Source organism: Achromobacter sp. Root170, assembly GCF_001428165.1.
GTDB classification, from domain to species: domain Bacteria; phylum Pseudomonadota; class Gammaproteobacteria; order Burkholderiales; family Burkholderiaceae_B; genus Achromobacter; species Achromobacter mucicolens.
In genome coordinates, this window is record NZ_LMHN01000018.1 from 148,774 (window position 1) to 174,259 (window position 25,486).

Consider the following 25,486-nt stretch of genomic DNA (forward strand, 5'->3'; position numbering starts at 1 on the left):
CCCGCGTGGTCCGGCCGCGTTACTGCGTGCCCTTGACGGGCAGGATGCGGTTGTCGATGAAGTGCGTCCAGACGTAGTCGTCCTGGCGCAGCGCGTCGTGCGTGGCCGGCGTGAAGGGCTGCTCGTACGTCTTGATCAGGCCTTCGTACTTGCCGATCTTGTAGAAGCCCTGGCGCACCGCGTCGCCGTCGGTGGAACCGGCCTGCGCGATGGCCAGCGCGGCCAGCTGCATGCCGTCGTAGGCGTTGGCCACGCCCACGGCGGGCGTGATGTCCTGCGGTCCCTTGATGTCGGAATACTTGGCCTTGAGCGCCTGCATCACCTTCTCGCCCACCGGTCCCTGCTTGCCGAAGAAGCTGTAGGTCTGCACGAAGTGCACGTTCTTGGCGTTGGGACCGGCCAGTTCGGTGAAGCGTCCGCCGGCAGGGCCCCAGTGCGAAACGACCGGCACCTTCCAGCCCATGCGGTCCAGCGACTTCACCACCTGCGCCGACGGGCCCACGTTGCCCACGAGGAACAGCGTGTCGGCGCCGGCGGCCTTCAGACGGCTCAGTTGCGGCACGATGTCCAGGTCATTGGGCTGGAATTTCTCGACGCCGGCGGGCGTGACCTTGGCCGCGGCCAGCGCGGCATTCAGGCCTTTTTCGTTGGACTCGCCCCAGGGGTTGTTCACCAGGATCATGCCGGGCTTGGCGCTCTGGAACGTCTTTTGCGCGTACTGCACCATCGCGCTGTCGACGATCTCGTCCATCGCGGACACGCGGAACACGAAGTTGGGGGTGCCCTTGTTCTGCGTGATGGCCGTGCCGGCGGCCCACGGGCCCATGAACGGCACTTTTTCCTGGTTCACGATGGGCACGATGGCCATGGAGACCGGCGTGTCCAGGCCGCCAAACAGCACGGCAACCTTTTCCTTGTAGATCAGCTCGCGCGCGGCGGCCATGCCCTTGGCGGGATTGCCTTCGTCGTCGCGGCGCACCAGCACGACCTGGCGGCCGCCCAGAAGGCCGCCGCGTGCGTTGATCTCGTCGATGGCGACCGTCATGCCGCGCGTAAGCGCTTCGCCCGCGCGCGCCGACTCCCCGGACAGCGCGGTGATCAGGCCGATCTTGATCGGGTCCGCGGCCAGCGCCGGCTGCGTGGCCAGGCCCGCGGCGAAAAGGGCGGCGGCGGTCGCGCGGCGCATGAAGGAACGACGGGTCGGGGTCATCGGGACACTCCTGAAAAAGTGGAATGAATCTTGCATGGGGTTAAGTGCTGCTTCGTTCCCTCATGCAAGATCCATGCCACCTGTTCCGCGCCGCCTGCCGTATGCCGACTTCGCCCCGCCGCCGCAGGGCGCGGGCGGCGCAGACGGGGTTTGTGCACACCGATGCCAGGATTTTGTCGCCAAAACCGCAGCAATTTTGTTCACAATCATGCTTCAGGATTTGCACCAAAATGAATCCATCCTCGCTTCAAAGCACTAAACCGGGGCGCGACGATCAGTCCCCATGGACGCCGCAACCGCTGGCCTGCCACGGCCGCTTTCCGTATCGCGGCATCGCCGGCCGCGCCGATTATTCGTGGCCCAACGGCGCGCGCCTGGCTGTGTACCTGGGGTTCAACATCGAGCATTTCGCCTTCGGAGAGGGGCTGGGCGCCGAGCTGGGCCCGCCGTCTCCGCATCCGGACGTCCTGAACTACGCCTGGCGCGAATACGGCAACCGCGTGGGGGCCTGGCGCTGTCTGGAACTGTTCGACGAACTGCGCCTGCCAGCCGGCGTGCTGATCAATACCGCGCTGTACGAGCACTGCCCGGAACTGGTGGATGCCTTTCTTGCGCGCGGCGATGAGCTGATCGGCCACGGGTACAGCAACGCGCACCGGCAGGGCGGGCTGCCCGAAGCCGAGGAACGCGCGCTGCTTGCGCATTGCCGCGACCGCATCCTGCGGCATGCGGGCAGCGAGCCGGCCGGCTGGCTGTCGCCCTGGATCTCCGAGAGCCACTCGACGCCCGACCTGCTGGCCGAGGCGGGCTACCGGTACACGCTGAACTGGTGCCATGACGACCAGCCGATGCGCATGCGCACCCGCGCGGGCGACCTGTGGGCGATTCCGTATCCGCAGGAGCTCAACGACATTCCGATGATCATGGGCCGCAAGATGGACGCGCGCGATTTTGCCGATATGATCCTTGACCAGTTCGAGGAAATGCGCGCGCAGGCGGTCCGCCAGCCGCTGGTCATGGGCATCGCGCTGCATCCGTACATCGTCGGCCAGCCGTACCGGCTGCGTCATTTGCGGCGCGCGCTGGCGCCGCTGGCCGCCGCCCGCGACCGGGGCGAGATCTGGTTCACCACGCCGGGCGAGATCTGCCGGCACGTGGACAGCCTGCCGCCGGGCGTGATCGACTAGGCGCTGTCCCGCCACCTTGATGTGTTTCCCTTGTTGACCCGAGTCCCGCATGTCCACCAAAAGCGCCGCCAAACCCAACAGTTCCGCCACCGCGCGGTCCAAGTCCGCCAAGCCCGCCGCGGACGATGACGTCCTGCCCGACGCCGACATGGAGCGCCGCATCTGCGAAGCGGTCTACGAAAGCGTGATGAGCCAGCGGCTCACGCCCGGCACCAAGCTGCCCGAAGCCGCGATCTGCGAACTGTTCGGCGTATCGCGGTCGGTGGCCCGCAAGGCGTTGCAGCGGCTGGCGCACGAGCATGTGGTGGACCTGCATCACAACCGCGGCGCGGTGGTGGCCGAACCCACCCCTGAAGACACCCGCCAGATCTTCCAGGCGCGCCGCGCGCTGGAAGCCGCGCTGCTGCCGCTGGCCGCGGCCCGCGCCACGCGCGCCGACTACGCCTCGCTGCGCCGGCAGCTGCGCGACGAGCATGCGCTGCTGCATCGCGCCGGGCAACCGGCCTGGGCGCGGCAGGCCAGCGCCTTTCACGTCCGCCTGGGCGAACTGTCCGGCAACACCATCCTGCACGGCTACCTGGCCGAGCTGGTGTCGCGCTGTTCGCTCATCGTGGCGCTGTACGAGCCGCCGGGCAATGCCGCGTGCGAACACGGCGAACACGTGCTGATCGTGGACATGCTGGAACGCGGCGACGTGGCCGAAGCCGTGCGGATCAACGACAACCACCTTGCGGACCTGGAGCGGCGCATCAGCCTGGAGCGCCCGCAGCCCGCGCAAACCCTTGCCCAGATGCTGGGACTGGCCTGATATGGAAATCGACTTCGACGCTATCACCGAATACCAGCGCTACAAGCTGATGGCCAGCCTGATCGTGCCCCGGCCGATCGCGCTGATCACCACGCTGTCCGAGACAGGCGTGGTCAACGCCGCGCCGTTCAGCATGTTCAACATGCTGGGCGAGGACCCGCCCATCGTGATGGTCAGCATCAACCGCCTGGAAGACGGCGGCCTGAAGGACACGGCGGTCAACATCGCGCGGGACAAGGAATTCGTGGTCCACCTGACCGACGAGGCCATGGCGGAAAAGATGCACCGCTGCGGCGACCGCCTGCCGTCCGATGTCAGCGAACTGGCGCATGCGGGCCTGGACGCCGCGCCCAGCCACCGCGTGGCGCCGCCGCGCATCGTAGAGGCGCCTGTTGCGTTCGAATGCACGCTCTTTGAAACCCTGGAGACGGCCAGCCGCCAGATCTTCATCGGCCAGGTCCGCTGGCTGCATGCGCGCGACGGGCTGATCGACACGGAAACGTGGCGCGTGCGGCTGCAGGACTACTTTCCGGTGGGGCGGTTTGGCGCCAGCTTCTATGTGCGCACGCGCGACCGCTACGCCATCGACGCGGACAGCGCGCCCGCGGGCGCTGCCGCCCGCACGCCCATCGACGAGATCTGAGCGCTCACCACACCGCGGCGTCCGAGCCCGGCGCGCGCACGCGTCGCGCAAAGCGCCGCGACAGGAAGTCGACGAAGGCCAGCGTCTTGGCCGGCAGGTTCAGTCGTTCCGGATAGAGGGCGTGGATGTCGGCGGGCGGGGTGCGCCAGTCCGTCAGAACCTCGCGCAACCGGCCTTCGCGCAGGTGCGCCGCGGTTTCCCATTCGGAGCGCATGACGATGCCGTGGCCGTCCAGCGCCCATTCCAATGCGCTCTGGCCGTCGTTCGAACTGACCGGCCCGCGCACCTTCACGGTTTCCGCGCGGGCGCCCGATTCCAGCCGCCAGGTGCCGTAGGCCACGTCGTTCTCGCGCACGACGATGCAGCGGTGGCGCTGCAGGTCGCCGGGCGTGCGCGGCTCGCCATGCGTCTCCAGGTAGCGGGGCGATGCGCACAGCAGGCGCCGGTTTGACGCGATCCGGCGTGCCGTCAGCCGCGCATCGGGCAGGTCGCCGAACCGCACCGCCACGTCAAAGCCTTCCTCGATCAGGTTCAGCGGCCTGTCGGTCAGCCGCATCTGCACTTCCACATCGGGGTACTGCCGGCAAAAGTCCGAGACGGCCGGCACGATGTGGGCCCGTCCGAAGCCGAACGTGGCGTTCAGCCGCAGCAGCCCCTGGGGCTGGGCGCGCGCACTGGACACCGAACGCTCCAGCGCCTGCAGGTCCGCCAGGATGCGGGAGCCCTCGGCAAGATACAGCTCGCCTTCCTGCGTCACGCTGACCCGGCGGGTGGTGCGGTTCAAGAGGCGCACCCCCAGGCGCTGCTCCAGCTTGGCCAGGCGCGTGCTGACCGCGGGCGGGGTCAGCCCCAGTTCGCGGGCGGTGGCGGACAGGTTGCCGTGCTTGACCACGAGCGAGAAAAAGGCGAGATCGGAGAGCGCATCCATGGCTATTTATAAATCTGATTTAACAAAGCTTTATTTTTTCTCAGAATTATAAGAACCGACTAGGTCTATACACTGGGTTCACCGATACAGAGCCGCACCCACGCGGCCAACCGAGGAGACCCGAAAAATGAAGACAGCCAGATTGGCCGGCGCATTGTGCGCCGCCCTTGCCGCATCCTGTTGGGCCCATTCCGCCGCCGCCAGCAACGCCTTTCCCGAGCGTGCGGTGACGCTGATCGTGCCGTTCGCGCCGGGCGGCAGCGTGGACATCGCGGCCCGCCTGATCTCCGACGCGTGGGCCAAGGAACTGGGGCAGAGCGTGATCGTGGAGAACCGCGCCGGCGCGTCCGGCAACATCGGCATGACGGCCGTGGCGCGCGCCGAGCCCAACGGCTACACGCTGGGCATCAACACCATGTCGCTGGCCATCAATCCGGCGCTCTTCAAGACCATGCCGTTCGATACCGCGAAGGACCTGCGTTCCGTGGGCACGGTGGGCACGTCGCAGCATGTGCTGACGGTCACCAATGCGTTGCCCGTGCAGTCGGTGAGCGAACTGCTGGCCTATGTGCGCGCCCGTCCCGCCAACGACCTGAGCTTTGGTTCGGCCGGCACCGGCAGCACGTTCCACATGGCGGCCGAGTTGTTCAAGTCCGTTTCCAAGACGCAGATCATGCACGTGCCGTACAAGGGCGGCGGTCCCGCCATGCTGGACACGATCAGCGGACAGGTGCAGATGAGCTTTCCGGTGCTGTCCGCGGCCAAGCCGCAGGTCGATGGCAAGAAGCTGCGCGCGCTCGGGGTGACGGGCACGGCACGCTCGCCGCTGCTGCCCGACGTGCCGACCATCGCCGAGTCCGGCCTGCCCGGCTACGAATTCAACACCTGGTTCGTCATCAGCGCGCCAGCGGGGACGCCGCAGCCGGTCATCGACACGCTGAACGCCAAGCTTGGCCAGGCGCTGAAATCGGCCGCGCTGACGCAGCGCATGCAGAAAGAGGGCTTCGAACCCCTGATCACGTCGCCGGACAAGACCGATGCGATGGTGGCCGCGGAGATGACGCGCTGGTCCGGCATCGTCAAGGAAGCCGGGATCGAGGCGAATTGAGCGCTTTTCAAGGTTTAACGCGCATTACCCGCCCGCGCGCGCCGCGGGCGCATTCTTCAAGCAAGGAAGCACAGACATGCCCGGCATGACGCTATACGACAAACTGGTGGCCAGCCATGAGGTGGCCCGGATCGACGGCGAGCACGTGCTGCTCTACGTCGACCTGCACATCATGAACGAGTACACCAGCCCGCAAGCCTTCAGCGGCCTGGCCGCGCGCGGCCGGGGCGTGTTGCGGCCGGGTCAGCAGATGGCGGTGGTGGATCACATCATCCCCACGCATCCCGTGCCGTCCGCGCTGCGCGTGATCGCCGATGATGCCTCGTCGCGCCAGGCGCTGAACCTGAAGCGCAATTGCGACGAACAGCGCATCGCGCTCTTTGACACCACCGATCCGCTGCAGGGCATCGAGCACGTCATCGCGCCCGAACACGGCATGATCCTGCCCGGCATGGTGGTGCTGTGCGGAGACAGCCACACCACCACGTATGGCGCGCTGGGCGCCCTGGGCTTTGGCATCGGGACGAGCGAAGTCGAGCACATCCTGGCGACGCAGACGCTGGTGTACCGCGTGGCGCGCAACATGCGGATCCGCATCGACGGCGCGCTGCCGGCGCATGTGTCGGCCAAGGATCTGGTCATCTACATCGTGCACCGCATCGGCGCGCAGGGCGCGCGCGGCCATGCCGTGGAGTTCTGCGGCGAGGCCGTGGCCGCGCTGTCCGCCGAAGCGCGCATGACCCTGTGCAACATGACGGTCGAGGCGGGCGCGCGCGCCGCGCTCATCGCACCGGACGCCGTCACCGACGCCTACGTCACTGCGCACGCGCCGCAGCTGCGCGGCGCGTTGCTGGACGAAGCGCGCGCCTGGTGGGCCACGCTGCGCTCGGACGATGGCGCGCACTTCGATGTGGAACACGTGTTCGACGCGAGCCGCATTGCGCCCTTCGTGACGTGGGGCACGAGCCCGGACCAGGCGATTGCCGTCGACGGCGCGGTGCCCGATCCGCGCGACGAGCCGGACACGCTGGCCCGGCTGGCGCTGGAGAAGGCGATGGACTATATCGGCCTTGGCGCCGGCGAGCCGATCGCCGGCGTGCCGATCGATCGGGTGTTCATCGGCTCCTGTACCAATGGCCGAATCGAGGACCTGCGCGTCGTCGCGGATCTGGCGCGCGGCAGGAAGGTGGCCGCGGGGGTGCGCGCGATGGTGGTGCCGGGGTCCGGCGCCGTGCGCGCCCAGGCCGAAGCCGAGGGGCTGGCGGCCGACCTGATCGCGGCGGGCTTCGAATGGCGCCAGCCCGGCTGTTCGATGTGCCTGGCGATGAACGACGACGTGCTGCGCCCGGGCGAGCGCTGCGCATCCACCACCAACCGGAATTTCGAGGGACGCCAGGGGCGGGCAGGGCGCACGCACCTGATGAGTCCCGCGATGGCCGCCGCCGCCGCGCTGGCCGGCCGTATCGTCGACGTGCGCGCATGGGGAGACGCCAAATGACTGCAATGATCGAAGGCGTGGCCGCGCCGCTGCCGTATTCCAATCTGGACACCGACCAGATCATGCCCAAGCAGTTTCTGCGCATCATCGACAAGGCCGGGCTGGACAAGGGCCTGCTGTACGACCTGCGCTTTGACGAGCAGGGCGCGCCGCGGCCGGACTGCGTGCTGAATCAGCCGGCCTATGCGGGCGCCAGCATTCTGGTGGCGGGCCCCAACTTTGGCTGCGGCTCCAGCCGTGAACACGCCGTCTGGGGCTTGCAGCAGTTCGGCATCCGGGCGGTGATCGCGTCCAGCTTTGGCGAGATCTTCTATTTCAACGCGCTCAATAACGGCTTGCTCTTGGTGACGCTGCCGCCCGCCGAGGTCGACGCGCTGCTCTCGAAGGTGTCCAATACCCCGGCGGCCGGATCCAACCGCGTCGGCATCGACGTGATGGCCGGCCAGGTGCGCGCCGCCGATGGCTGGCAGGCCCGCTTTGACCTGCCGGCGCGGCATCGCAGCATGTTCGCGCAGGGGCAGGACATGGTGGGCGCGACGCTGCAGCAGTTGCCAGAGGTCGCGCGTTTCGAAGCCCGCCATTGGGCGCGCTTTCCGTGGATGAAGGACGTGGCGCGCCAGGTGCGCGACCGGCTGGACGCCGCCTGACGCGGCAGTCGCGCCACGACGATAGGAGATGACGCAGATGACCGCCTTTTTCGACCTGCCGGTGCGGCGCTTTGCCGCCAACGGTGTGGAGATCGCCGCCCGCATCGACGGCTCGGGTCCGCCGCTGCTGCTCTTGCACGGGCATCCGCAGACCCACGCCATCTGGCACCGCGTCTGGCCCGAGCTGACGCGTCATCGCACCTGCGTGGCCGCGGACCTGCGCGGCTATGGCGACAGTGACAAGCCCGCCGCCAGAGCCGATCACGCCGCTCATTCCAAGCGGGTCATGGCGGCGGACATGGTGGCGCTGATGCGCGGCCTGGGTCATGACCGCTTCGAGATCCTGGCCCATGATCGCGGCGCGCGGGTCGCGCACCGGCTGGCGCTGGATCATCCCGAGGCCGTCGCCCGCATGATGCTGCTGGACATCGCGCCCACGCTGGATATGTACGAAGGCACGACGCGCGCCTTTGCGCAGGCCTACTTCCATTGGTTCTGGCTGATCCAGCCGGCCCCCGTGCCAGAAACGATGATCGAACACGACCCGGTCTTCTACCTGCGGTCCGTGATGGGCGGCCGGCCGGGCGGGCTGGCGCACTTTTCCAACGAGGCCATGGCGGAATACGAGCGCGCCGCGCGTCAGCCCGGGTGGGCCACGGGCATCTGCGAGGACTACCGCGCCTCGGCCACGATCGATCTTTCGCATGACGAAGCGGGCCGAGCGGCCGGCGAGCGCCTGCGCATGCCGGTGCGCGCGATGTGGGGCGAGCGCGGGGCCGTCGGCCGCAACTTCGATGTGCTGGCGCTGTGGCGCGCGGTGGCCGACGACGTGACGGGCGGGCCGCTGCCGGGCGCGCATTACCTCGCGGAGGAATCGCCGGACGCGGTGCTGGCCGAGGCAGGCGATTTCTTCGGTTGGCGCTGAGGCAGGCGGGGCGGGTCCGCGTGTCAACCAAGCCTTGGCGGGCGATAGGGATATCCAAAAAGGGACGCACCCCTGGTGTTAACCTTCGCCCCATGAATCGTTACTTCGCCGATCTTTCCGAATTGCCCGACGCCGAGGACGCGCAACGCGCCTTCAAAGCCTCGGATTCGCCCTGCGTGGCCGTCTGCTCCACGCTGTTTGACGACATCTGCCGCGGCTGCGGCCGCACCGCCATGGAAGTCGCCAACTGGGTGTTCATGTCGGAAGCCGAAAAGCGCGAAGTCTGGATCCGCATCCGCTCGCAAGGGTATCCGCGGCGCAACAACTGACGCGCCGCGCCGGGGGCGCCACACCGCTTTCGTGGCGTTGAGGGCCGGGACCCTGTCCCCGTCTTGGGCTTGTCACATGGCGTAGGCTCAATAGCGCCATTGCCCACTCCCGGCTCCATCATGCGCATCGTTCTCGTCACGGATGCCTGGCATCCGCAAGTCAACGGCGTCGTCCGCACCTGGACGACCATGCGGCAGATCCTCAGCGAATGGGGCCACGAGCTGATCGTGGTGAGCCCCGAGGGCAGCCGAACCATCCCCGCGCCTTCCGAACCCGATCTGCGCCTATGCCTCACGCCCGGCCGGCAATTGCGGCGCGTGCTGGGCGACACCATTCCCGATGCGCTGCACATCGCCACGGAAGGCCCGTTGGGGCTGGCGGCCCGCCGCATGGCGCTGCGGCGCGGCTGGCGCTTCACCACGTCCTTTCACACCATGTTTCCGGACTACCTAGAGGCGCGCATGGGCATCCCCGCCGCGCTGCCGTGGCGCTACCTGCGCTGGTTTCACCGGCCGTCGCAGTGCGTGCTGGTGCCCACGCCCACGGTGCGCGACATCCTGGTGCGGCGCGGTCTGGCGAATCTGCGGGTCTGGTCGCGCGGGGTGGATCCGCGCAAGTTCCAGCCCGCGTCCAGCCAGGCGTTCCGGGATCTGCCCCGGCCCGTCTGGCTGAGCGTGGGCCGCGTCGCCAAGGAAAAGAACCTGGATGCCTTCCTGTCCCTGGATCTGCCGGGCACCAAGGTGGTGGTGGGCGCGGGGCCCGACGAGGCGCGCCTGAAAAAGCGCTTTCCGGACGCCGTCTTCCTGGGCATGCAGCAGGACGGCGCGCTGCCGGGGTATTACGCGGCGGCCGACGTCTTCGTGTTTCCCAGCCTGACCGATACCTTCGGGCTTGTCATGCTGGAGGCGATGGCCTGCGGCACGCCGGTTGCCGCCTTCCGCAGCGAGGCGCCCATTGCCGTGGTGCAGGAGGGCGTCACGGGCCGGCTGGACGACGACCTGAAGCGCGCCTGCCTGGCCGCGCTGCCGCTGGACCGCGACGCCGTGCGGGCACACGCGCTGACCCGCAGCTGGGATTCGGTCGCCGCGGACCTGCTGGATGCACTGGTGCCGCTGACGCAGGGGGATTCGCGCGGGGCGGCCAACGCCTGGGCCACCACAACCTGATACAGACGCGCGGCCCGGATGTGCTGGCCGTTCGGGGCGCCAACCTTGTACAATGCCCGGCAATCCTGAGGAGCGTTGCGACGACCCTGCGGTCCCCCAGGTGGCCCCCTTGCGCGGCCACCCCATGCGGACCCCGGCTCGCCAGGCTCAGGAATCCCTGTTCAAGCGCCGCGCCTTGCGCGTCGCTACAGCAACGGCGCTCACCTTTGTCGCGTATGGCGGGAAAGGCGAGCACTCGACTGTCGTGGTGTATTCGCGTTGTCCGGCCATCTCGTGCGCCGTTCGTAATTTACGTGGAGCCTACACACCATGAACGCTGTGACTGATAAATCCTTTACCGACTACCTCGTCGCCGACATGTCGCTGGCCGGCTGGGGCCGCCGCGAACTCGCCATCGCCGAAACCGAAATGCCCGGCCTGATGGCCATCCGCGAGGAATTCGCCGCGTCGCAGCCGCTCAAGGGCGCGCGCATCGCCGGCAGCCTGCACATGACCATCCAGACCGGCGTGCTGATCGAAACGCTGGTGGCGCTGGGCGCTGAAGTGCGCTGGGCCTCGTGCAACATCTTCTCCACGCAGGACCACGCCGCCGCCGCCATCGCCGCGTCCGGCACGCCGGTCTTCGCCGTCAAGGGCGAGACGCTGGAAGAGTACTGGCAGTACACGCACAAGATCTTTGAATGGCCCAACGGCCAGAACGCCAACATGATCCTGGACGATGGCGGCGACGCCACGTTGATGCTGCACCTGGGCACCAAGGCCGAAAAGGACCTCTCCGTCCTGGCCAACCCGGGCAGCGACGAAGAGCGCATCCTGTTTGCCGCCATCAAGGAAACGCTCAAGCGCGATCCGAAGTGGTACTCGACCCGCCTGGCGCTGATCAAGGGCGTGACCGAAGAAACCACCACCGGCGTGCATCGCCTGTACCAGATGTCGCAGAAGGGCGAGCTGGCGTTTGCCGCCATCAACGTCAACGACTCGGTCACCAAGTCCAAGTTCGACAACCTGTACGGCTGCCGCGAATCGCTGGTTGACGGCATCAAGCGCGCCACCGACGTCATGGTCGCCGGCAAGATCGCGGTTGTGGCCGGTTACGGCGACGTGGGCAAGGGCTGCGCCCAGGCGCTGGTCGCGCTGCGCGCGCAAGTGTGGGTCACCGAAATCGACCCGATCTGCGCCCTGCAGGCCGCCATGGAAGGCTTCAAGGTCGTGACGATGGAAGAAGCTGCCGCCCACGGCGACATCTTTGTCACTGCTACCGGCAACTACCATGTGATCACGCGCGAACACATGAACGCCATGAAGGACCAGGCCATCGTCTGCAACATCGGCCACTTCGACAACGAAATCGACGTCGCTGCCCTGGCCGACTGCCAGTGGGAAGAAATCAAGCCGCAAGTCGACCACGTCATCTTCCCGGACGGCAAGCGCATCATCCTCTTGGCGCAGGGCCGTCTCGTGAACCTGGGCTGCGCCACCGGCCACCCCTCGTTCGTGATGTCGTCCTCGTTCGCCAACCAGACGATCGCCCAGATCGAACTGTTCACGCGCAACGAAGCCTACAAGTCCGGCGAAGTCTACGTGCTGCCCAAGCACCTGGACGAGAAGGTCGCCCGCCTGCACCTGAAGAAGCTGGGCGTCAAGCTCACGACGCTGCGCCAGGATCAGGCCGACTACATCAGCGTGCCGGTCGAGGGCCCCTACAAGCCCAATCACTACCGCTATTGATGGATGTAGCACAATAGGAAAATGCCGCGCCATGTCGGCGCGGATTTTCCGATCTGCGGGTCACGCCCGTCTTCGCCCGGCGTCGACGGGTCCGCGGAGCGTCAATACAGGAGTTCGAACATGGTGACACTGATACTCGTCTGGATCCTGAACGCGGTGGCCTTGCTGGCCGTTGCCTACCTGCTGCCCGGCATTACGGTGGCCAGTTTCGGTTCGGCGCTCATCGCCGCGCTGGTGCTGGGCCTGGTGAACATGCTGGTCAAGCCGGTCCTGGTGCTGCTGACGCTGCCCATCACGATCGTTACCCTCGGGCTTTTCCTCATCGTCATCAACGCCTTGCTGTTCTGGTTCGTGGGCTCCGTGCTCAAGGGCTTCCAGGTCAACGGGTTCTGGTGGGCCGTGGGTGGCGCGATCCTGTACAGCATCATTTCCGGTCTCCTGACCAAGCTGATCCCGTAGGGTAGAGATCCCCCCGAGCGCTGCGCGCTTCCCCCTGGGGCGTGCCTGCGGACCGGCGGAGCCCGGATCCGCGGCACCCCGCGCTGTCACACTGGCCGAATGCGGCGCTTAGCCATAAAAATACTGATATGTCCGAATCGATTTCTCCTGCTTTCAGTCTGGAATTCTTTCCTCCCCGCGACCTGGCCGGCCAGGAGCGGTTGGTGCGCGCGGCCAAGCAGATGCTGGCCATCCAGCCCAAGTACGTCAGCGTGACGTTCGGCGCGGGCGGCTCCACGCGCGCCGGCACCGCCGACGCCGTGCGCACGCTGCGCAACCTGGGTTGTGACGCCGCGCCGCACCTGTCGTGCGTGGGCGCCTCGCGCCAGGACCTGCGGGACATCCTTCAGGCCTACAAGAGCGAGGGCGTGCGGCGCGTGGTGGCCCTGCGCGGCGACCTGCCGTCGGGCATGGGCGGCGACGCAGGCGAGCTGCGCTACGCCAACGAACTGGTGTCGTTCATCCGCGAGGAAACCGGCGACTGGTTCCATATCGAAGTGGCCGCCTATCCCGAAATGCACCCGCAGGCCACCAATCCGTCGGCCGACCTGGCCCACTTCGTGAGCAAGGTGAAGGCGGGCGCCGATGCCGCCATCACGCAGTACTTCTTCAATGCCGACGCCTATTTCGACTTCGTCGACCGGGCCCGCGCCAAGGGCGTGGACGTGCCGATCGTGCCGGGCATCATGCCCATCACGAACCACACGCAGCTGCTGCGGTTCTCCGAGATGTGCGGCGCGGAAGTCCCGCGCTGGATCCGCCTGCGCCTGGCCGAATTCGGCGACGACAAGGCCTCCATCCGCGCCTTCGGCGTGGACGTCGTGACTGAGCTGTGCCAGACGCTGCTGGACAACGGCGCGCCCGGCCTGCATTTCTACACGCTGAACCATTCCGAAGCGCCGCTGGCGATCTGGAAGGAACTGACGGTGTAAGCGGTCGGCGGCGCGGCGGCGGAAATACCGCTGGCTGCCGTCGTGACAGGCCGGCGTCTTCCCCGGTCTCAATAAGCTGGTCAGATCGATCCCCACGAAGCGTTACGCGGCGTGGGGATTTTTCTTTCTGGTAACTCAGACCCGCTCCTCAGCAGTTTCGAAGTATTCATATGTCCAAGGGCGCGGCCCCGCCTTAGATTGAACGACTTTTCGTTCAATCAACGAGTGAAACTCACATGGCGGGAGCGGCGACTGATTTGACGGCCAAGGCGTCCAGATGGACGCGTCGGGTGGTAAGTACATTGCCATGTCCGGATTGGACCTCGCTGGAACACGGTATCCGCCCCTGGCTTTTTCTGGACGGCGCCCGCAGCGACACACTCGAAAGCGACGTTCTGCGAGTCACAAGGGCATTCGAGCACCGGTGGGTCTGGCGCGACACGCCTCGGGAGTACCGCAACCCAGGCTATCGCCATGGTCCTTTGTTCGTGCCCCTGGACGAGGCCTTGTTCACTCACGCCCTTGACCATTGGTTCCGTCAGCAAACCGGGATCATCCTGCTCGCCTCTGACGATCACGACACCCTGGTCGCCCATCTGCAACAGTTGCATCAACTGACGGGTTCAGACGGACTTCCGATCAGCTTCAGCCTTAACGGCGCGCGGGCGCTTGAAGAGTTCTGTGAAGGCTTGAACGCGCACGCCCTGTCCAGGCTGTTCGGCCCCATCCAACGCTTCATCTGGTACGCGGGCGACCCGCATCAGGGCGAATGGCTGGTTGCGGACTCTCCCTTCCCGGGGCAAGCCACAACCGCGCTGGACGAGCCCATCGCCTTGACGAAAGCCGATGAAATCTCACTCGACGAGGCCAGCCTCGCGTGGTTCATGCGTGACTGCGCGCGCAGTGTTCGCCAGCGAACGCCGGCCTACGACGATCCAAAGAATGAACCAGTCCTGTGGCGTTGCATCGACCTCTTCATGCACGAGGCGGGCGATCAACTCGCACTCACCTTGGAACGCGACGTTCGCCGATACGTCGATCTGCGCTTTCGCTACCCGCAAACGTTTTTCTCCACAGACAACGCGCTTCGCGAAATGCTGACCAGCCGGCACATTCCGGGAAAACAGCGGTTGTTGGATGCCGAAGCACGGCTCTCGACCCTTGTGGCGCGGTAAAGGAGCCTCATCAGGTGGACGACAAGGCGGTGAACTACAAAAAGGCACTGGGCTCCATTCGCCCGAATGAAAAACGCGTCGGCAAAGCCATCTCCCCACCGCCCTGCGAACGCGGTGTGCCCCTGTATCCGCTGCGCTATGGCATTGCCGATCACGCGTGGGACAGGGAGGTGTTTCCCCGCCTGAACGTTGAGGGCTATCCCACGCTCACGGCCGGCAAAGCGTACGGATTGCGCACATTGCGTCCGGGCACTTATGTCTACCTCTTCCACTTCGAGAATGGGCGCATGTGGACGCAGCATTACCAAGTCACCGAGGACGTCCGATTCGCCCGTATCTGGTGGAGTGATGCGGACGACGACGATGCCACGCCGGGCAGGCTCAGCCGGCCCGATACGGTGGGTGCTCAGACGTATCTCTTCGCGCCGGACGCAAAGACTGCCGAAACCGTACACATCCTGGTGAGCGACACGCTGCTGTCCCACCGCACGTTGTGGGCCATCGAGACCAATGACGGCGGCCTTCGCGATGCATTGAGCACGCAATGCAGGCCTGCGGGCAATGCGTACCAAGAACACATCTTCGACGCGACGCTGCTGGGCGAGGCCGCACCGGAACTCGTCTCGCCATCCGGACATGGCGCGCCCCGGCCGTTTGGATGGAGCGAAATCCAGTTCTCGGAAAAGGCGCCAAATCACCACAACATTCAAGCCAACATGTACCTCGCGTTGCTGCCCCGCAAGGACCTCACGCCCCTGGTGGTTGCGTTACAGGATCCGATCGGGATCGCCAGCGAGCTTCATTATCGGATTACCCATTCCGTGACCCGCAAGACGGAATACGCCGGACGCAATGCGCACAAATTGCAGAGCGCAACGCTCATCCGCAATTACTTCGAGGCGATGAAGAAAGAGGCGGGTAGAAACCCAGACGTCGCCAACACGATCACGCGGCAGCAAAACTTGGTGAACTACAGCGGCGCCATGTCATTCCCCGGCGTCTACGCCAAGGAAATCGAAGCGTTTGACCGCACTATCGCAGCAGCGGTAGCGGATTCCGTTGCGTGGGTTCGCCTTATCGATCCCTCGCGGCTACTCGGCAAGACACTGCGTTGCTTTGATCCCGGCGTGATCCACAACGCCCATGACTATGAGGACGCCGTTCTGCAGTGCATTGGCGGTCTGGTGCACGCGAAAGATGGAATACAGGTGCTGAACGACCTGATCAATCTTCCGGTCGAGAAAAGTCCCTTTTGGCTCGCGCTGGCCAATGGCAGTGAACTGCTTCTTGCTCGTCTGAAGGCCAGTTCCGGGGAGCTTGCCAAGAATCTTTTCAGCGTCTTGGACAGGTTTCTGGAAGAGCACAAGCTAACGGCAGCTTCCAACGCCCTCATTGGGCTGCTGCAGGCTGTGCCGGAATCCAAAGTGGCGGAGGCATTTGTGCCTCGTCTGCGGCACGTGATGGAGATCAGAGCCGGCATCACCATTGTGCGATATGACTTCGGAATTGCGGATTTGCAGCGTGCAGCTTACGAATTTCAAGGGTATCAAGCCCTAGGCGAAGAGAAATTTCGTGAGTGGAAGATGCCGCCCCCGAAGATCAATCCCGCAGACTCCGCAAAAAGGGCGTCAGTCTTTGACTGGGTGCAGGTTGATGACGCGACTTCCCGAACAACTGATCCGATCCGAGGCGATCGATCTGCACTCCCGGCACCACGTTCAATTCAGATGACGGGCAATCCGTTCATCAATATGTTGAACCGTGTGCGAGGGCCCCTAGGACATTTGTTTTCCGGTCTGGGTGGGCTCTTAGCTTTAAAAGGCTTGGCTAGTGCCTGGAAGAAACAGAAAGACAACAGCGCTCCGGTTGCCAACTATGTGGGTCTTTTCGGAGCCATGAGTACGGTCGTCGCTGCCAGCATAGAACTTGGCACATCTATGGTTTCCAGCACGACCACAGGACGTGCGAGCAAACTTGCCGAAAGGGGAATGAAAATCCTTTCAGCAAAATATGGGATGGCAGTTTTTGGAGCATTGGGATCCGGACTTGTGTCCGCATCTGACTCCATCAGATCGATCAGCGCTTTTAAAGACAGTAACCCTGTCCTGGGGGGAATGCTGATGGGTTCAGCGTTAGCAGGTGGCGTGCTGACCGCAGCCACGTGGGGAGGCGGCATGGCAGCAGCCGCGACTATCAGCAATGGCGGGGCAGCCGTTGCCGCCCTCGGGCTCACTCCGTTGGGCTGGACAATTGTCGCGGGCGTCGCAGTTATTTTCATTGTGGGGTTTGCATTCGGTGCCGACCTGGCCAAACACGGTCCGGTCGAAATCTGGCTTAAACACAGTGCGTGGGGGGTTCACGAACGTCATTATTCCAACCATGAAGAACTCGACGTTATCCACAGTTTGTACTACCGACCGCGTTTGACACCCGCCTGGAATAATGCGCCAGATCATTCAGTGGGCAACCTCCGGATCAGTTGCCAAATCCCTGGAATATGCGACATGCCGGCAGAAAGATTCCAGACAAAACTGGTCTTCTCCTTAAGCGGCATAAAGCTTTCTCCCGTGCATGGACCAATCATCCTCGCCCGCGGGTCGAGCGCGATCGACTACCGCCGAGAATGCCTCGTTACCTCATTAGGCAGCACTGGCAATGAGTGCGGCTGGGCGATTCAAATGCATAAGGACACAAAAGTAGAACTGCAATATCTCTACTTCCCCGACCCCGATGAACACCCTGATCTCATGCTGCGACAACCTGATGCGCCTGCGCCAATGGTATTCACTTCGAGTGGTTGGTTTCGTAACTCAATCGATCCGGCAAAACTCGAACCCATAGGTGCGCCGAGATGACCGGCACAATAAAGCGCCTCCCAAAGAGCTTTCGCTTTGGAGGCACACCTCTATCTGAAAGGGACGCCCTGTCTGCAAGTCCGGAACCGGATGGAGTACGAAGGGTCAACGCGAACTGCATTGAGCTCGATACCTATGCCAACTATGCACAACGCGGTGCCGCAGCATCAATCGGCATGTCCATAAACATCGCCATCGCAACATTTATCGTCGGCGTCCTTGCGGTTGGCCTCGAAAATATGACCCTGGAACGGACCATGATGATGATTGCCCTGTCGCCTGCTCTGACCGTCATGGCGTTTATCTTTTATCTCGCCAGCGGCGCCCACAGAAGTCGTGGCGCGTTCGTACGCATCCATCGAGGCACTCGTAAACTGTATTTCGTCTATCCAAGCCGGAAGCTCCTTCACGTTCTCGACTGGGGCGAACTTGAAGCGATGGCCGGCTACATCCCTATCGTCTCAGCGAGCGGCTATACCAGCCGACACCCGCTTTACCTGATCGGCGTCGACTATGCGATGGATCCGCCAACTGAAATCTGTGCGGCATGCGGCAACCTCGGCCTGTTGGACGGAGACCGATCAGCCAAGTCGCTGTGGTCTTATCTCCAAGCCTTTATGGCTCATGGACCCGAAGGTTTGCCCCAGCCTGCGCCGTTACCCCCTCGACTTAGCCGCACACAAGAGACCCTTCAACCTTACCGAGACTGGTATGCCGGATTGCGCGGCAGACTCGTTCGGCCCTACGGCGTGTTGAAAGCGCCGATCACCATTCCGCTGTGGATCGGCTGGCTCTTGATCATTGTTTTCCCCGACAGCGTGGAGGCCTTCATTCAGTACAACGTGCCTTACGCTCGGTTTCCCAAGGAAATTGACCAGCTGTGCGGATTCGACGATATCCAGCCAGGGGCCATTGGCATCAGCGGCGACCGCATTCCCCCCTAGAGCAGGCTCAAGCGATGACGTCATAAGCCTGCGTCATCGTGAACCAGCGCGGGTCTACCGCCTAGAGCGAAGCCGTCCGAACGCCAACGTCCCTGGCTGCATCAAGTGTTTTCCGACAAGGCCACCGCTTCTGAGGCGTACCCCTTCATTTAGAGGCGTACCCCTTCATACGGGCGGTGCCGAGATGGCCTTGTTTTGTTCCGCCGCGGCGCGCAGGCGGGCGCTGCAGGCCTCAATCCGCGTACACGCCCGCCTTGCGAATTACGCCGCCCCACTTGTCGACTTCAGACTTCAGCCACGTCTGCAGGCCCTCAGGCGTCTGCTTGGCCTCGGGCACGATTTCGGCGCCCAGCTCGGCCATCTTCTGCGTGAAAGCTGGGTCTTTCAGTGCGGCGCGCAGCGCGGCGTTGAACTTGTTGATGGCCTCGGGCGGCGTGCCCTTGGGCGCGTAGACGCCGTGCCATACCTTGACTTCGAAATCCTTCAGGCCGCCTTCCTGCAGGGTGGGCGCGTCGGGCAGGGTCTTGATGCGTTCCTGGGTGGTGACGCCGTACAGCTTGACGCGTTCGGCCTTGATCTGCGGGATGGTCTGCGTGGTCTGGTCGCACAGCACGTCCACCTGGCCGCCCAGCAGCGCGGTCATGGCGGGCGCGGTGCCCGCGTAGGGCACGGTCGTGAACTGCACGCCCAGCGACTCCTGCAGCAGCATGCCGCACAGCTGCGACACGGCGCCCAGGCCGGCATTGGCCAGGTTGATCTTGTTGCCGTTTTCCTTGGCGTACTTGATGAAGTTGGCCATGCCGTCGGCCGGCAGATCCTTGCGGCCCAGCAGGGTCATGGGCACGTCGGCGACCTGGCCGACATAGGCGAAGTCGGTCAGCGGATTGAACGACAGCTTGCGATACAGCGCGGGCGCCGTGGCCATGCCATTGTGGTGGATCAGGAAGGTGTAGCCGTCGGGCGCGGCGCGTGCCACGTGTTGCGAGGCCAGCGTGCCGCCCGCGCCGGTGCGGTTTTCGATGACGACGCTCTGGCCCAGCGTCTTCGCCATGGAGGCGCCCAGGCTGCGCGCCACGACGTCGGTGGGACCGCCCGCGGCAAACGGCACGACCAGTGAAATCGGGTGATTCGGGTAGGCCCCCTGCGCGCCGGCGTTGCCAACAGCCAGGCAGGACAGGGCCAGCATGGGCCAGGCTGCGCGCTTGATCGCGCGCGCGTATCGGTGGGACATGTCTCGCTCCTTGTAGTGTCTTTGGCCCGCGATGCCGCGCATGGCGGGCAGGCATCGGCAGTGTGGCGCGACAAGGGCGAGGTTGGGAATTCGCGGTTTCGCAAGCCGGCCTTCGGCGTGCGGAAAGGAGGGTTTACGTGGACTTGCCCGCAGAAGCGCTAAAAAGCGTGCGTGTAGCGCCTCGGATGGGCTGGATCTTGCCTGGGCCCGGGCAGGTGCGAACTGCGCGCACGGGCTCGCTACTGCGCCCGCGCCGGGCCATCACGGCTCCGGGATGTTTTCCCGGAAGATCACCTGCAGCCGCGGCAGGTAGCTGGGTTCGGGCGCGCCCTTGACGGCCGCCACCAGCAGCTTGACGATCTCGCGCGCCTCGACGCGCGGGTTCTGGTCGATCACGGCGTCCATGGTGCGATCGAGCAGCAGGCGGCGCGTGGCCTCGGTGAGGTCGTGACCGACGAAGACGATGCGAGACGCAGAGGACGCCTTGCTCGGTCGGGCCGCGTCAGGCCCCGCGTCGCCCGCCCATGCCTCAGCCGGCCGCGCCTCCTTCAGCGCCCGCGCGATACCTTGATTGCCGGCGCCGATGTTGTAGATTGCGTGCGGCGGGTCCTTGCGCAGCAGATCCTGCGTGACGGCAAAGGCGCGATCGCGGTCGTCGCCGATCTCAAGAATGTGGGCGATGCGCAGGTGCGGAAACTCTTCGCTCAGCAGCGACCGAAAGCCCATTTCGCGTTCTTCGTGGCCGCGATAGGCCAATGACCCGACGAACACGGCGACCTTCCGTTCGGTGTGCTGCGGCAGAAACCGGCCCAGCAACAGCGCGGCCAGACGGCCCGCGGCGCGGTTGTCGATGCCCACGTACCCCAGGCGCGCCGAGATCGGAATGTCCGACACCAGGGTGCTTACGTGCACGCCGCTGTCGCGCAGCGCCATGATGGCGTCGCGCACCTGGGGATGGTCCAGTCCGACCAGGCCAACGGCCTGCGTCTGTTCGCGCAGCTCGTAGAGCTTTTTTGCGAGCTTGTTGGCATCGAACCCCTCGATCAGATGCAGGCGGGCCTGCACATCGGGGCGGGTGGCGGCTTCTTCGAGCAGGTGCCGGCCCAACGCGGTCATGAAGCTGTTGGTGCCGGCGGGCAAAACGAAATCGACCCGCACGTCCTGACTGGCGGCCTCGGCGCCCGGGACGAAGTAGCCCAGGCGATTGGCAATCGCCAGCACGCGGTCGCGGGTCTTGCCGCGCACGCCGTCGCGGTCGTTCAGTACCCGGTCCACGGTGGCGGTGGACATGCCGGCTTCGCGGGCAATGAGGGAAATGGTGGGGCGCATGCGGGATCGGGCTCTCAAGACACCATCAGGACGATGGCGGCGCGGCCATCATAAGCCATCATTTGCAATCATTCGAGATCAAAAAGGTAACGCTGCCGCCCTATGAGCGCCTTCCGCCTTTACCCCTGATTGTTTTGATGTGAATATCGCGGCTCAATACATCAAACACCGCACGGCAGGGTGCCAGGCAGTCGACAGGGCACACCAGGCCGGCAGGAGGAGACCATGTCGCACCCCACCTTGGTGCCCGACCCGCCCGTCCGGGAACGGCGCTTTCGCATCGGCTGCATCGGCGCCGGCATGATCATGGCCGAATGCCATCTGGCCGCCTACCAGCAGGCCGGCTTCACGGTGGCGGCGATTGCGTCGCGTACCCGCAGCAAAGCGGCCGCGGTCGCCGAACGCTACGGCATCCCGCGTGTGCACGAGGATCCGCTGGCCCTGATCGCCGATCCGCAGGTCGAGATCGTGGACATCGCGTATCCGCCCGACCTGCAGCCCGCGCTGATTCGCGCCGCATTGGCCGCCCCGCACGTGCGCGGCGTGCTGGCGCAAAAGCCCCTCGCCCTCTCGCTGGATGAAGCCCGCGCCTTGCGCGACGAGGCGCGTGCCGCCGGCAAGATCCTGTCGGTCAACCAGAACATGCGCTACGACCAGTCGATGCGTACGCTCAAGCAGCTGCTCGACCAGGGCGTGCTGGGCACGCCGGTGTTCGCGCAGATCGACATGCATGCGATCCCGCACTGGCAGGATTTCTTGCGCGGCTATGACCGGCTGACGCTCTCGAACATGAGCGTTCATCACCTCGATGCCCTGCGCTACCTGTTTGGCGAGCCCACCGAGATCACCAGCATCACCCGCCCCGACCCGCGCACCGAGTTCGCGCATCGGGATGGGCTGGTCTGCACCACGCTGCGATTTGGCAACGGCCTGCTCGCGCTGTCGCTCGAAGACGTGTGGTCCGGCCCGCGGGCCGACGGATACCCCGACGACCAGCACATCCGCTGGCGCGTGGAAGGCACCGAGGGCGTGGCGCGCGGCACCATCGGCTGGCCCACCGGCGAGCCGTCGACCCTGAGCTACGCCTCGCGCGCGGCCCAAGGCCATACCGACGGCCGATGGGTGACGCCCACGTGGGACACGATGTGGTTTCCGCATGCCTTCATTGGCGTGATGGAGCAGTTGCAGTACGCGCTGGCCAGCGGCACCGAGCCTGCGTTGAGCGTGACCGACAACGTACGCACGATGGCGCTGGTCGAGGCCGCGTATACGTCCATCGCCGAAGGCCGCACGGTACGGCTGCCGGCTGTTGAATAACCAGACAGAAAAACAGACGGAGACAACCATCATGATCCAGACCGGAATCTTCTCGGGCTACTTTCCCTATGAGCTGGAGCGCACCGCCAAGGTGATCCGCTCGCACGGCTTCAACACCGTGCAGCTGGACCTGCATTTCAAGGACATGGAGCTCGGTCCGGGGCAGCTGACCGCGCAGAAATGCACGCAGATCCGCGACACGTTCCGCAACTATGACCTGCCGGTGTCCTGCATCTCGGCCTATACCAACATCGTTCATCCCGACCCCGCCGAGCGCCAGCGCCGTAACGGCTATCTCAAGGAAATCCTCACGCACGCGCGCCAGCTGGGTTCGCCTTACGTGATCTCGGAAACGGGCACGTTCGACACCGAAAGCGACTGGGTGCATCACCCCAAGAACAAGACCGAGGAAGGCTGGGACCAGTGCCGCGCGGTGATCGCCGAGCTGTCGCAACATGCCTATGACCATGGCGCGGTGTTCCTGCTGGAGACCTACGTGAACAACGTGGTGGGATCGGTCGAGGAGACGCTGCGCATGTTTGCCGAGGTGGATCACCCGGGCCTGGGCCTCCTGATGGATCCGACGAACTACTTCGAAGCGCACAACATCGACCAGATGGACCGCACGCTCAATCAGGTGTTCGACGCGCTCTCGGACAAGATCTGCATCGCGCATGCCAAGGACGTGAAGCGTTCGGGCGATGACAAGTCCGAAAAGCACAGCGATATCGGTGACGAGGGCGCGGCCGAAAGCCATACGTTCCGCGGGGTCGGCGAGATCGAGCTGCCCGCGCCGGGCCTGGGCGCGCTCAACTACGACCTGTACTTGCAGCGCCTGGCAAAGAAGCACCCCAACATTCCCATCATCATCGAACACCTGACCGAAGACGACGTGCCGCGCGCCAAGCAATTCCTCGACGAGCGGCTGCGCGCGAACGGTCTGTAGGCCGGCGCCGCACGCAAGCCAGGCGCACCGCGAAGCCATCCTCGAACAAGGCCCGCGGCGCGCCGCTCGAACACGATTCTGAACACCGACACCGGCAGACGCGCGCCCGCGCATCTGCCAGGGAGAACTCATGCCTGATATTTACGGAACCTGGATGACGCGCCGCGACGTAGAGGCGCGCACCGGACAGCTTGCGCAGTTTGCCGGCGTACGCCTGATGACGCTGGACGACGGGCTGGAGCGCGGTATCCGCATGCTGGAGTTCCGCAGCGGCACGGGCCTGCGTTTCACGGTGCTGGTGGATCGTGCGATGGACATCGCCGATTGCGAATACCGCGGTTTTGCCATGGGATGGCAATCGCCCTCGGGCTTTCGCCATCCCGGACTGCATGACTACGAAGGCGAGGGCGGGCTGGGCTGGATGCGCTCGTTTTCGGGACTCATGGTCACCTGCGGGCTGGACCACATCCTGTTCATGTACGACGCGCCGGCCGACAACTATGTGTATGGCCCCCGCAAGACGGCCAAGCAATCCATCCACGGCCGCGTCGGCACCATTCCCGCGCGGCTGACCGGCTACGGCGAACGCTGGGACGGCGATCGCTGCGTGCTGTGGGCCGAAGGGGTCGTGAGCCAGGGCACTGTCTTTGGCGAGCATCTGGAGCTGCACCGCCGCATCGAGATCGAGGTGGGCACCAACGACATCAAGCTGTCGGACCGTGTGGTGAATCGCGGCTTTTACCGCACGCCCCATATGCTCTGCTATCACATCAACCTGGGGTATCCGGTGCTGGACGCCGGTTCGCGCTATCTGGCGCCGATCCGCGAGGTGGTGTGGGCCGCGCACGAGCAGGACTACCGCAAGCAGGGCGTGGGCTATCGCCGCATGCCGGCGCCGCAGCTGGGCTTTCATGAGCAGGTGTGGCAGCACGAGATGGCGGCCGGGGCCGACGGCAGCGTGCCGGTCGCTCTGGTGAACGATGCGCTGGGCCTCGGGATGCAGGTCAGCACCTACAAGCATCAATTCCCCTGCCAGTATCAATGGCAGAACCTGCAATCGGGCCAGTACGCGATGGGCATCGAACCGTCCACCAACCATGTGCTGGGCCAGGGCGCGGCGCGCGAGCGCAACGAGCTCATCTGGCTGGAGCATGGCGAGGAGCGCTGCTACGACACCACGTTCAGCGTGCTGGGCTCGGCCGCCGACATCGCAGCTTGCGAAGCACGCATCCGCGCGATCGCGGAGCAGCCCGAGACCGACTATCCGCCGTTGTCGGGTCGCTTTGCGCCCATCGCGGGGCGCACATGAACGCGCGCTTCTCCTTGCAAGGCCGCCGTGTTCTGTACACGGGCGCGGCGGGCGGCTTTGGCGTGGACACCACGGTCGCGCTGCTGCAAGCGGGCGCCCATGTGATCGCGCTGGATAACCACGCCGGGCATATCGATCGCCTGCGCAGCACCGTGCCGGCGCAGCTTGCCGGACAGCTTCAGATCCTGCAGGCAGACCTTGCCGACGCCAGCGCGCTGCAAGCGCATCTTGAGCGGCTGACCGGGGAGGGCACGATCGACGTGGTCATCAACAACGCGGCCATCTATCCCTCGCGCCCGTTCGAGGAATACAGCGATGCCGAGCTGGCGCGCGTGCACCGCGTGAACGTGGAGGCCGCCGTGCAGATCGTGCGCGCGGCGCTGCCGGGCATGCGCGAGCAGCAATGGGGCCGCGTGATCAATATCTCGTCGATCACGCTGTCGGGCGGGTGGGAAAACCTGCTGCCCTACGTGCAGTCCAAAGGCGCGATGGTGGGCGTCACGCGCGCCTTCGCCCGCGAGTTTGGCAAGTGGGGCATCACGGTCAACGCCATTTCGCCGGGCGCGTTCCCGACCGACGCCGAGAAGATCCATCCCGATCCCGAGGGCTACAACCGCATGGTGCTCGAACGCCAGTCGGTCAAGCGCCGCGGGCACGCCGGCGACATCGCCGCGGCCATCGTTTTCCTGGCCTCGGACGAGGCGGGTTTCATTTCCGGACAGACGCTGGCGGTGGACGGCGGCTGGGTCATGCATTGAAAGGCGCATCGGCG

General features: G+C 65.1%; 23 protein-coding genes and 1 riboswitch. Of the genes, 19 read left to right on the forward strand and 4 right to left on the reverse strand.

Going from position 1 to position 25,486, the window contains the following annotated elements; translation table 11 throughout:
* Positions 1–19: 19 nt before the first annotated feature.
* Positions 20–1,210 (reverse strand): ABC transporter substrate-binding protein, encoded by a 1,191-nt coding sequence (locus ASD87_RS23775; RefSeq protein WP_056327282.1) that lies wholly within the window; start codon positions 1,208–1,210, stop codon positions 20–22.
* A gap of 230 nt (positions 1,211–1,440) precedes the next feature.
* Here ASD87_RS23775 and ASD87_RS23780 point away from each other — a divergent pair, with 230 nt between their 5' ends.
* From ASD87_RS23780 to ASD87_RS23790, 3 genes are read left to right on the forward strand one after another with little or no spacing between them, the layout of a single operon-like run.
* Positions 1,441–2,397 (forward strand): polysaccharide deacetylase family protein, encoded by a 957-nt coding sequence (locus tag ASD87_RS23780; RefSeq protein WP_200952229.1) that lies wholly within the window; start codon positions 1,441–1,443, stop codon positions 2,395–2,397.
* Positions 2,398–2,446: 49 nt separating this feature from the next.
* On the forward strand, positions 2,447–3,205 hold the full coding sequence (locus ASD87_RS23785) for a GntR family transcriptional regulator (protein WP_056327284.1): 759 nt from the start codon (positions 2,447–2,449) through the stop codon (positions 3,203–3,205).
* 1 nt (position 3,206) lies between these two features.
* Positions 3,207–3,848, forward strand: a complete 642-nt coding sequence (locus ASD87_RS23790) for a flavin reductase family protein (protein ID WP_056327286.1) — start codon at positions 3,207–3,209, stop codon at positions 3,846–3,848.
* 4 nt (positions 3,849–3,852) lie between these two features.
* Here ASD87_RS23790 and ASD87_RS23795 read toward each other — a convergent pair whose 3' ends face one another.
* Complete coding sequence (locus ASD87_RS23795) at positions 3,853–4,776, reverse strand: LysR family transcriptional regulator (RefSeq protein ID WP_056327288.1); 924 nt, start codon at positions 4,774–4,776, stop codon at positions 3,853–3,855.
* 127 nt (positions 4,777–4,903) lie between these two features.
* On the opposite strand from ASD87_RS23795, the gene ASD87_RS23800 reads away from it, so the two are divergent.
* From ASD87_RS23800 to ASD87_RS23855, 12 genes are all read left to right on the forward strand, one after another.
* Positions 4,904–5,884: a tripartite tricarboxylate transporter substrate binding protein gene (locus ASD87_RS23800; protein WP_056327290.1), complete on the forward strand. Its 981-nt coding sequence runs from the start codon at positions 4,904–4,906 to the stop codon at positions 5,882–5,884.
* A 76-nt stretch (positions 5,885–5,960) separates the two neighbouring features.
* Positions 5,961–7,382 (forward strand): 3-isopropylmalate dehydratase large subunit, encoded by a 1,422-nt coding sequence (gene leuC / locus ASD87_RS23805; protein ID WP_056327292.1) that lies wholly within the window; start codon positions 5,961–5,963, stop codon positions 7,380–7,382.
* On the forward strand, positions 7,379–8,029 hold the full coding sequence (leuD, locus tag ASD87_RS23810; RefSeq protein ID WP_056327294.1) for a 3-isopropylmalate dehydratase small subunit: 651 nt from the start codon (positions 7,379–7,381) through the stop codon (positions 8,027–8,029). Before leuC ends, leuD begins: the two co-directional genes overlap by 4 nt.
* A 37-nt stretch (positions 8,030–8,066) precedes the next feature.
* Entirely contained in the window at positions 8,067–8,954 is an 888-nt protein-coding gene (locus ASD87_RS23815) for an alpha/beta fold hydrolase (RefSeq protein WP_056327296.1), read from the forward strand.
* Between the two features lie 92 nt (positions 8,955–9,046).
* A complete protein-coding gene (locus tag ASD87_RS23820; RefSeq protein ID WP_056327298.1) occupies positions 9,047–9,283 on the forward strand; it encodes a DUF1289 domain-containing protein in 237 nt (78 codons plus the stop codon).
* Between the two features lie 120 nt (positions 9,284–9,403).
* Complete coding sequence (locus ASD87_RS23825) at positions 9,404–10,450, forward strand: glycosyltransferase family 1 protein (RefSeq protein WP_056327300.1); 1,047 nt, start codon at positions 9,404–9,406, stop codon at positions 10,448–10,450.
* Positions 10,451–10,511: 61 nt separating this feature from the next.
* Positions 10,512–10,659: riboswitch (S-adenosyl-L-homocysteine riboswitch) on the forward strand.
* Between the two features lie 100 nt (positions 10,660–10,759).
* Positions 10,760–12,178 carry an adenosylhomocysteinase gene (gene ahcY, locus ASD87_RS23830; RefSeq protein ID WP_056327303.1) on the forward strand — a complete coding sequence of 473 codons (1,419 nt, stop codon included), beginning with the start codon at positions 10,760–10,762 and terminating at the stop codon, positions 12,176–12,178.
* A 123-nt stretch (positions 12,179–12,301) separates the two neighbouring features.
* Positions 12,302–12,637: a phage holin family protein gene (locus ASD87_RS23835; protein WP_056327402.1), complete on the forward strand. Its 336-nt coding sequence runs from the start codon at positions 12,302–12,304 to the stop codon at positions 12,635–12,637.
* Positions 12,638–12,765: 128 nt separating this feature from the next.
* The gene (metF, locus tag ASD87_RS23840; protein WP_056327305.1) at positions 12,766–13,608 is read left to right on the forward strand and encodes a methylenetetrahydrofolate reductase [NAD(P)H]; all 843 of its coding nucleotides are present in this window, start codon (positions 12,766–12,768) and stop codon (positions 13,606–13,608) included.
* A gap of 257 nt (positions 13,609–13,865) precedes the next feature.
* Entirely contained in the window at positions 13,866–14,783 is a 918-nt protein-coding gene (locus ASD87_RS23845) for a DUF4123 domain-containing protein (protein WP_162256807.1), read from the forward strand.
* Between the two features lie 14 nt (positions 14,784–14,797).
* Entirely contained in the window at positions 14,798–17,638 is a 2,841-nt protein-coding gene (locus ASD87_RS23850; RefSeq protein ID WP_056327308.1) for a toxin VasX, read from the forward strand.
* Positions 17,639–17,814: 176 nt separating this feature from the next.
* Positions 17,815–18,582 (forward strand): DUF6708 domain-containing protein, encoded by a 768-nt coding sequence (locus ASD87_RS23855; RefSeq protein WP_056327311.1) that lies wholly within the window; start codon positions 17,815–17,817, stop codon positions 18,580–18,582.
* A gap of 232 nt (positions 18,583–18,814) precedes the next feature.
* Here ASD87_RS23855 and ASD87_RS23860 read toward each other — a convergent pair whose 3' ends face one another.
* On the reverse strand, positions 18,815–19,813 hold the full coding sequence (locus tag ASD87_RS23860; RefSeq protein WP_056327313.1) for a tripartite tricarboxylate transporter substrate-binding protein: 999 nt from the start codon (positions 19,811–19,813) through the stop codon (positions 18,815–18,817).
* Positions 19,814–20,074: 261 nt separating this feature from the next.
* Positions 20,075–21,142 carry a LacI family DNA-binding transcriptional regulator gene (locus tag ASD87_RS23865; RefSeq protein WP_056327315.1) on the reverse strand — a complete coding sequence of 356 codons (1,068 nt, stop codon included), beginning with the start codon at positions 21,140–21,142 and terminating at the stop codon, positions 20,075–20,077.
* A 225-nt stretch (positions 21,143–21,367) separates the two neighbouring features.
* Here ASD87_RS23865 and ASD87_RS23870 point away from each other — a divergent pair, with 225 nt between their 5' ends.
* From ASD87_RS23870 to ASD87_RS23885, 4 genes are all read left to right on the forward strand, one after another.
* A complete protein-coding gene (locus ASD87_RS23870; RefSeq protein ID WP_056327317.1) occupies positions 21,368–22,459 on the forward strand; it encodes a Gfo/Idh/MocA family protein in 1,092 nt (363 codons plus the stop codon).
* A gap of 31 nt (positions 22,460–22,490) precedes the next feature.
* Positions 22,491–23,405: a sugar phosphate isomerase/epimerase gene (locus tag ASD87_RS23875; RefSeq protein ID WP_056327319.1), complete on the forward strand. Its 915-nt coding sequence runs from the start codon at positions 22,491–22,493 to the stop codon at positions 23,403–23,405.
* 130 nt (positions 23,406–23,535) lie between these two features.
* Complete coding sequence (locus ASD87_RS23880) at positions 23,536–24,714, forward strand: aldose 1-epimerase family protein (RefSeq protein ID WP_056327320.1); 1,179 nt, start codon at positions 23,536–23,538, stop codon at positions 24,712–24,714.
* Complete coding sequence (locus ASD87_RS23885; protein ID WP_056327323.1) at positions 24,711–25,472, forward strand: SDR family NAD(P)-dependent oxidoreductase; 762 nt, start codon at positions 24,711–24,713, stop codon at positions 25,470–25,472. Before ASD87_RS23880 ends, ASD87_RS23885 begins: the two co-directional genes overlap by 4 nt.
* Positions 25,473–25,486 lie beyond the last annotated feature (14 nt).

Bases quoted from the DNA above. Each gene is read 5' to 3' on its own strand.
- ASD87_RS23775 (WP_056327282.1), bottom strand. From the start codon at position 1,210: ATGACCCCGACCCGTCGTTCCTTCATGCGCCGCGCGACCGCCGCCGCC.
- ASD87_RS23780 (WP_200952229.1), top strand. From the start codon at position 1,441: ATGAATCCATCCTCGCTTCAAAGCACTAAACCGGGGCGCGACGATCAG.
- ASD87_RS23785 (WP_056327284.1), top strand. From the start codon at position 2,447: ATGTCCACCAAAAGCGCCGCCAAACCCAACAGTTCCGCCACCGCGCGG.
- ASD87_RS23790 (WP_056327286.1), top strand. From the start codon at position 3,207: ATGGAAATCGACTTCGACGCTATCACCGAATACCAGCGCTACAAGCTG.
- ASD87_RS23795 (WP_056327288.1), bottom strand. From the start codon at position 4,776: ATGGATGCGCTCTCCGATCTCGCCTTTTTCTCGCTCGTGGTCAAGCAC.
- ASD87_RS23800 (WP_056327290.1), top strand. From the start codon at position 4,904: ATGAAGACAGCCAGATTGGCCGGCGCATTGTGCGCCGCCCTTGCCGCA.
- leuC (WP_056327292.1), top strand. From the start codon at position 5,961: ATGCCCGGCATGACGCTATACGACAAACTGGTGGCCAGCCATGAGGTG.
- leuD (WP_056327294.1), top strand. From the start codon at position 7,379: ATGACTGCAATGATCGAAGGCGTGGCCGCGCCGCTGCCGTATTCCAAT.
- ASD87_RS23815 (WP_056327296.1), top strand. From the start codon at position 8,067: ATGACCGCCTTTTTCGACCTGCCGGTGCGGCGCTTTGCCGCCAACGGT.
- ASD87_RS23820 (WP_056327298.1), top strand. From the start codon at position 9,047: ATGAATCGTTACTTCGCCGATCTTTCCGAATTGCCCGACGCCGAGGAC.
- ASD87_RS23825 (WP_056327300.1), top strand. From the start codon at position 9,404: ATGCGCATCGTTCTCGTCACGGATGCCTGGCATCCGCAAGTCAACGGC.
- ahcY (WP_056327303.1), top strand. From the start codon at position 10,760: ATGAACGCTGTGACTGATAAATCCTTTACCGACTACCTCGTCGCCGAC.
- metF (WP_056327305.1), top strand. From the start codon at position 12,766: ATGTCCGAATCGATTTCTCCTGCTTTCAGTCTGGAATTCTTTCCTCCC.
- ASD87_RS23855 (WP_056327311.1), top strand. From the start codon at position 17,815: ATGTCCATAAACATCGCCATCGCAACATTTATCGTCGGCGTCCTTGCG.
- ASD87_RS23860 (WP_056327313.1), bottom strand. From the start codon at position 19,813: ATGTCCCACCGATACGCGCGCGCGATCAAGCGCGCAGCCTGGCCCATG.
- ASD87_RS23865 (WP_056327315.1), bottom strand. From the start codon at position 21,142: ATGCGCCCCACCATTTCCCTCATTGCCCGCGAAGCCGGCATGTCCACC.
- ASD87_RS23870 (WP_056327317.1), top strand. From the start codon at position 21,368: ATGTCGCACCCCACCTTGGTGCCCGACCCGCCCGTCCGGGAACGGCGC.
- ASD87_RS23875 (WP_056327319.1), top strand. From the start codon at position 22,491: ATGATCCAGACCGGAATCTTCTCGGGCTACTTTCCCTATGAGCTGGAG.
- ASD87_RS23880 (WP_056327320.1), top strand. From the start codon at position 23,536: ATGCCTGATATTTACGGAACCTGGATGACGCGCCGCGACGTAGAGGCG.
- ASD87_RS23885 (WP_056327323.1), top strand. From the start codon at position 24,711: ATGAACGCGCGCTTCTCCTTGCAAGGCCGCCGTGTTCTGTACACGGGC.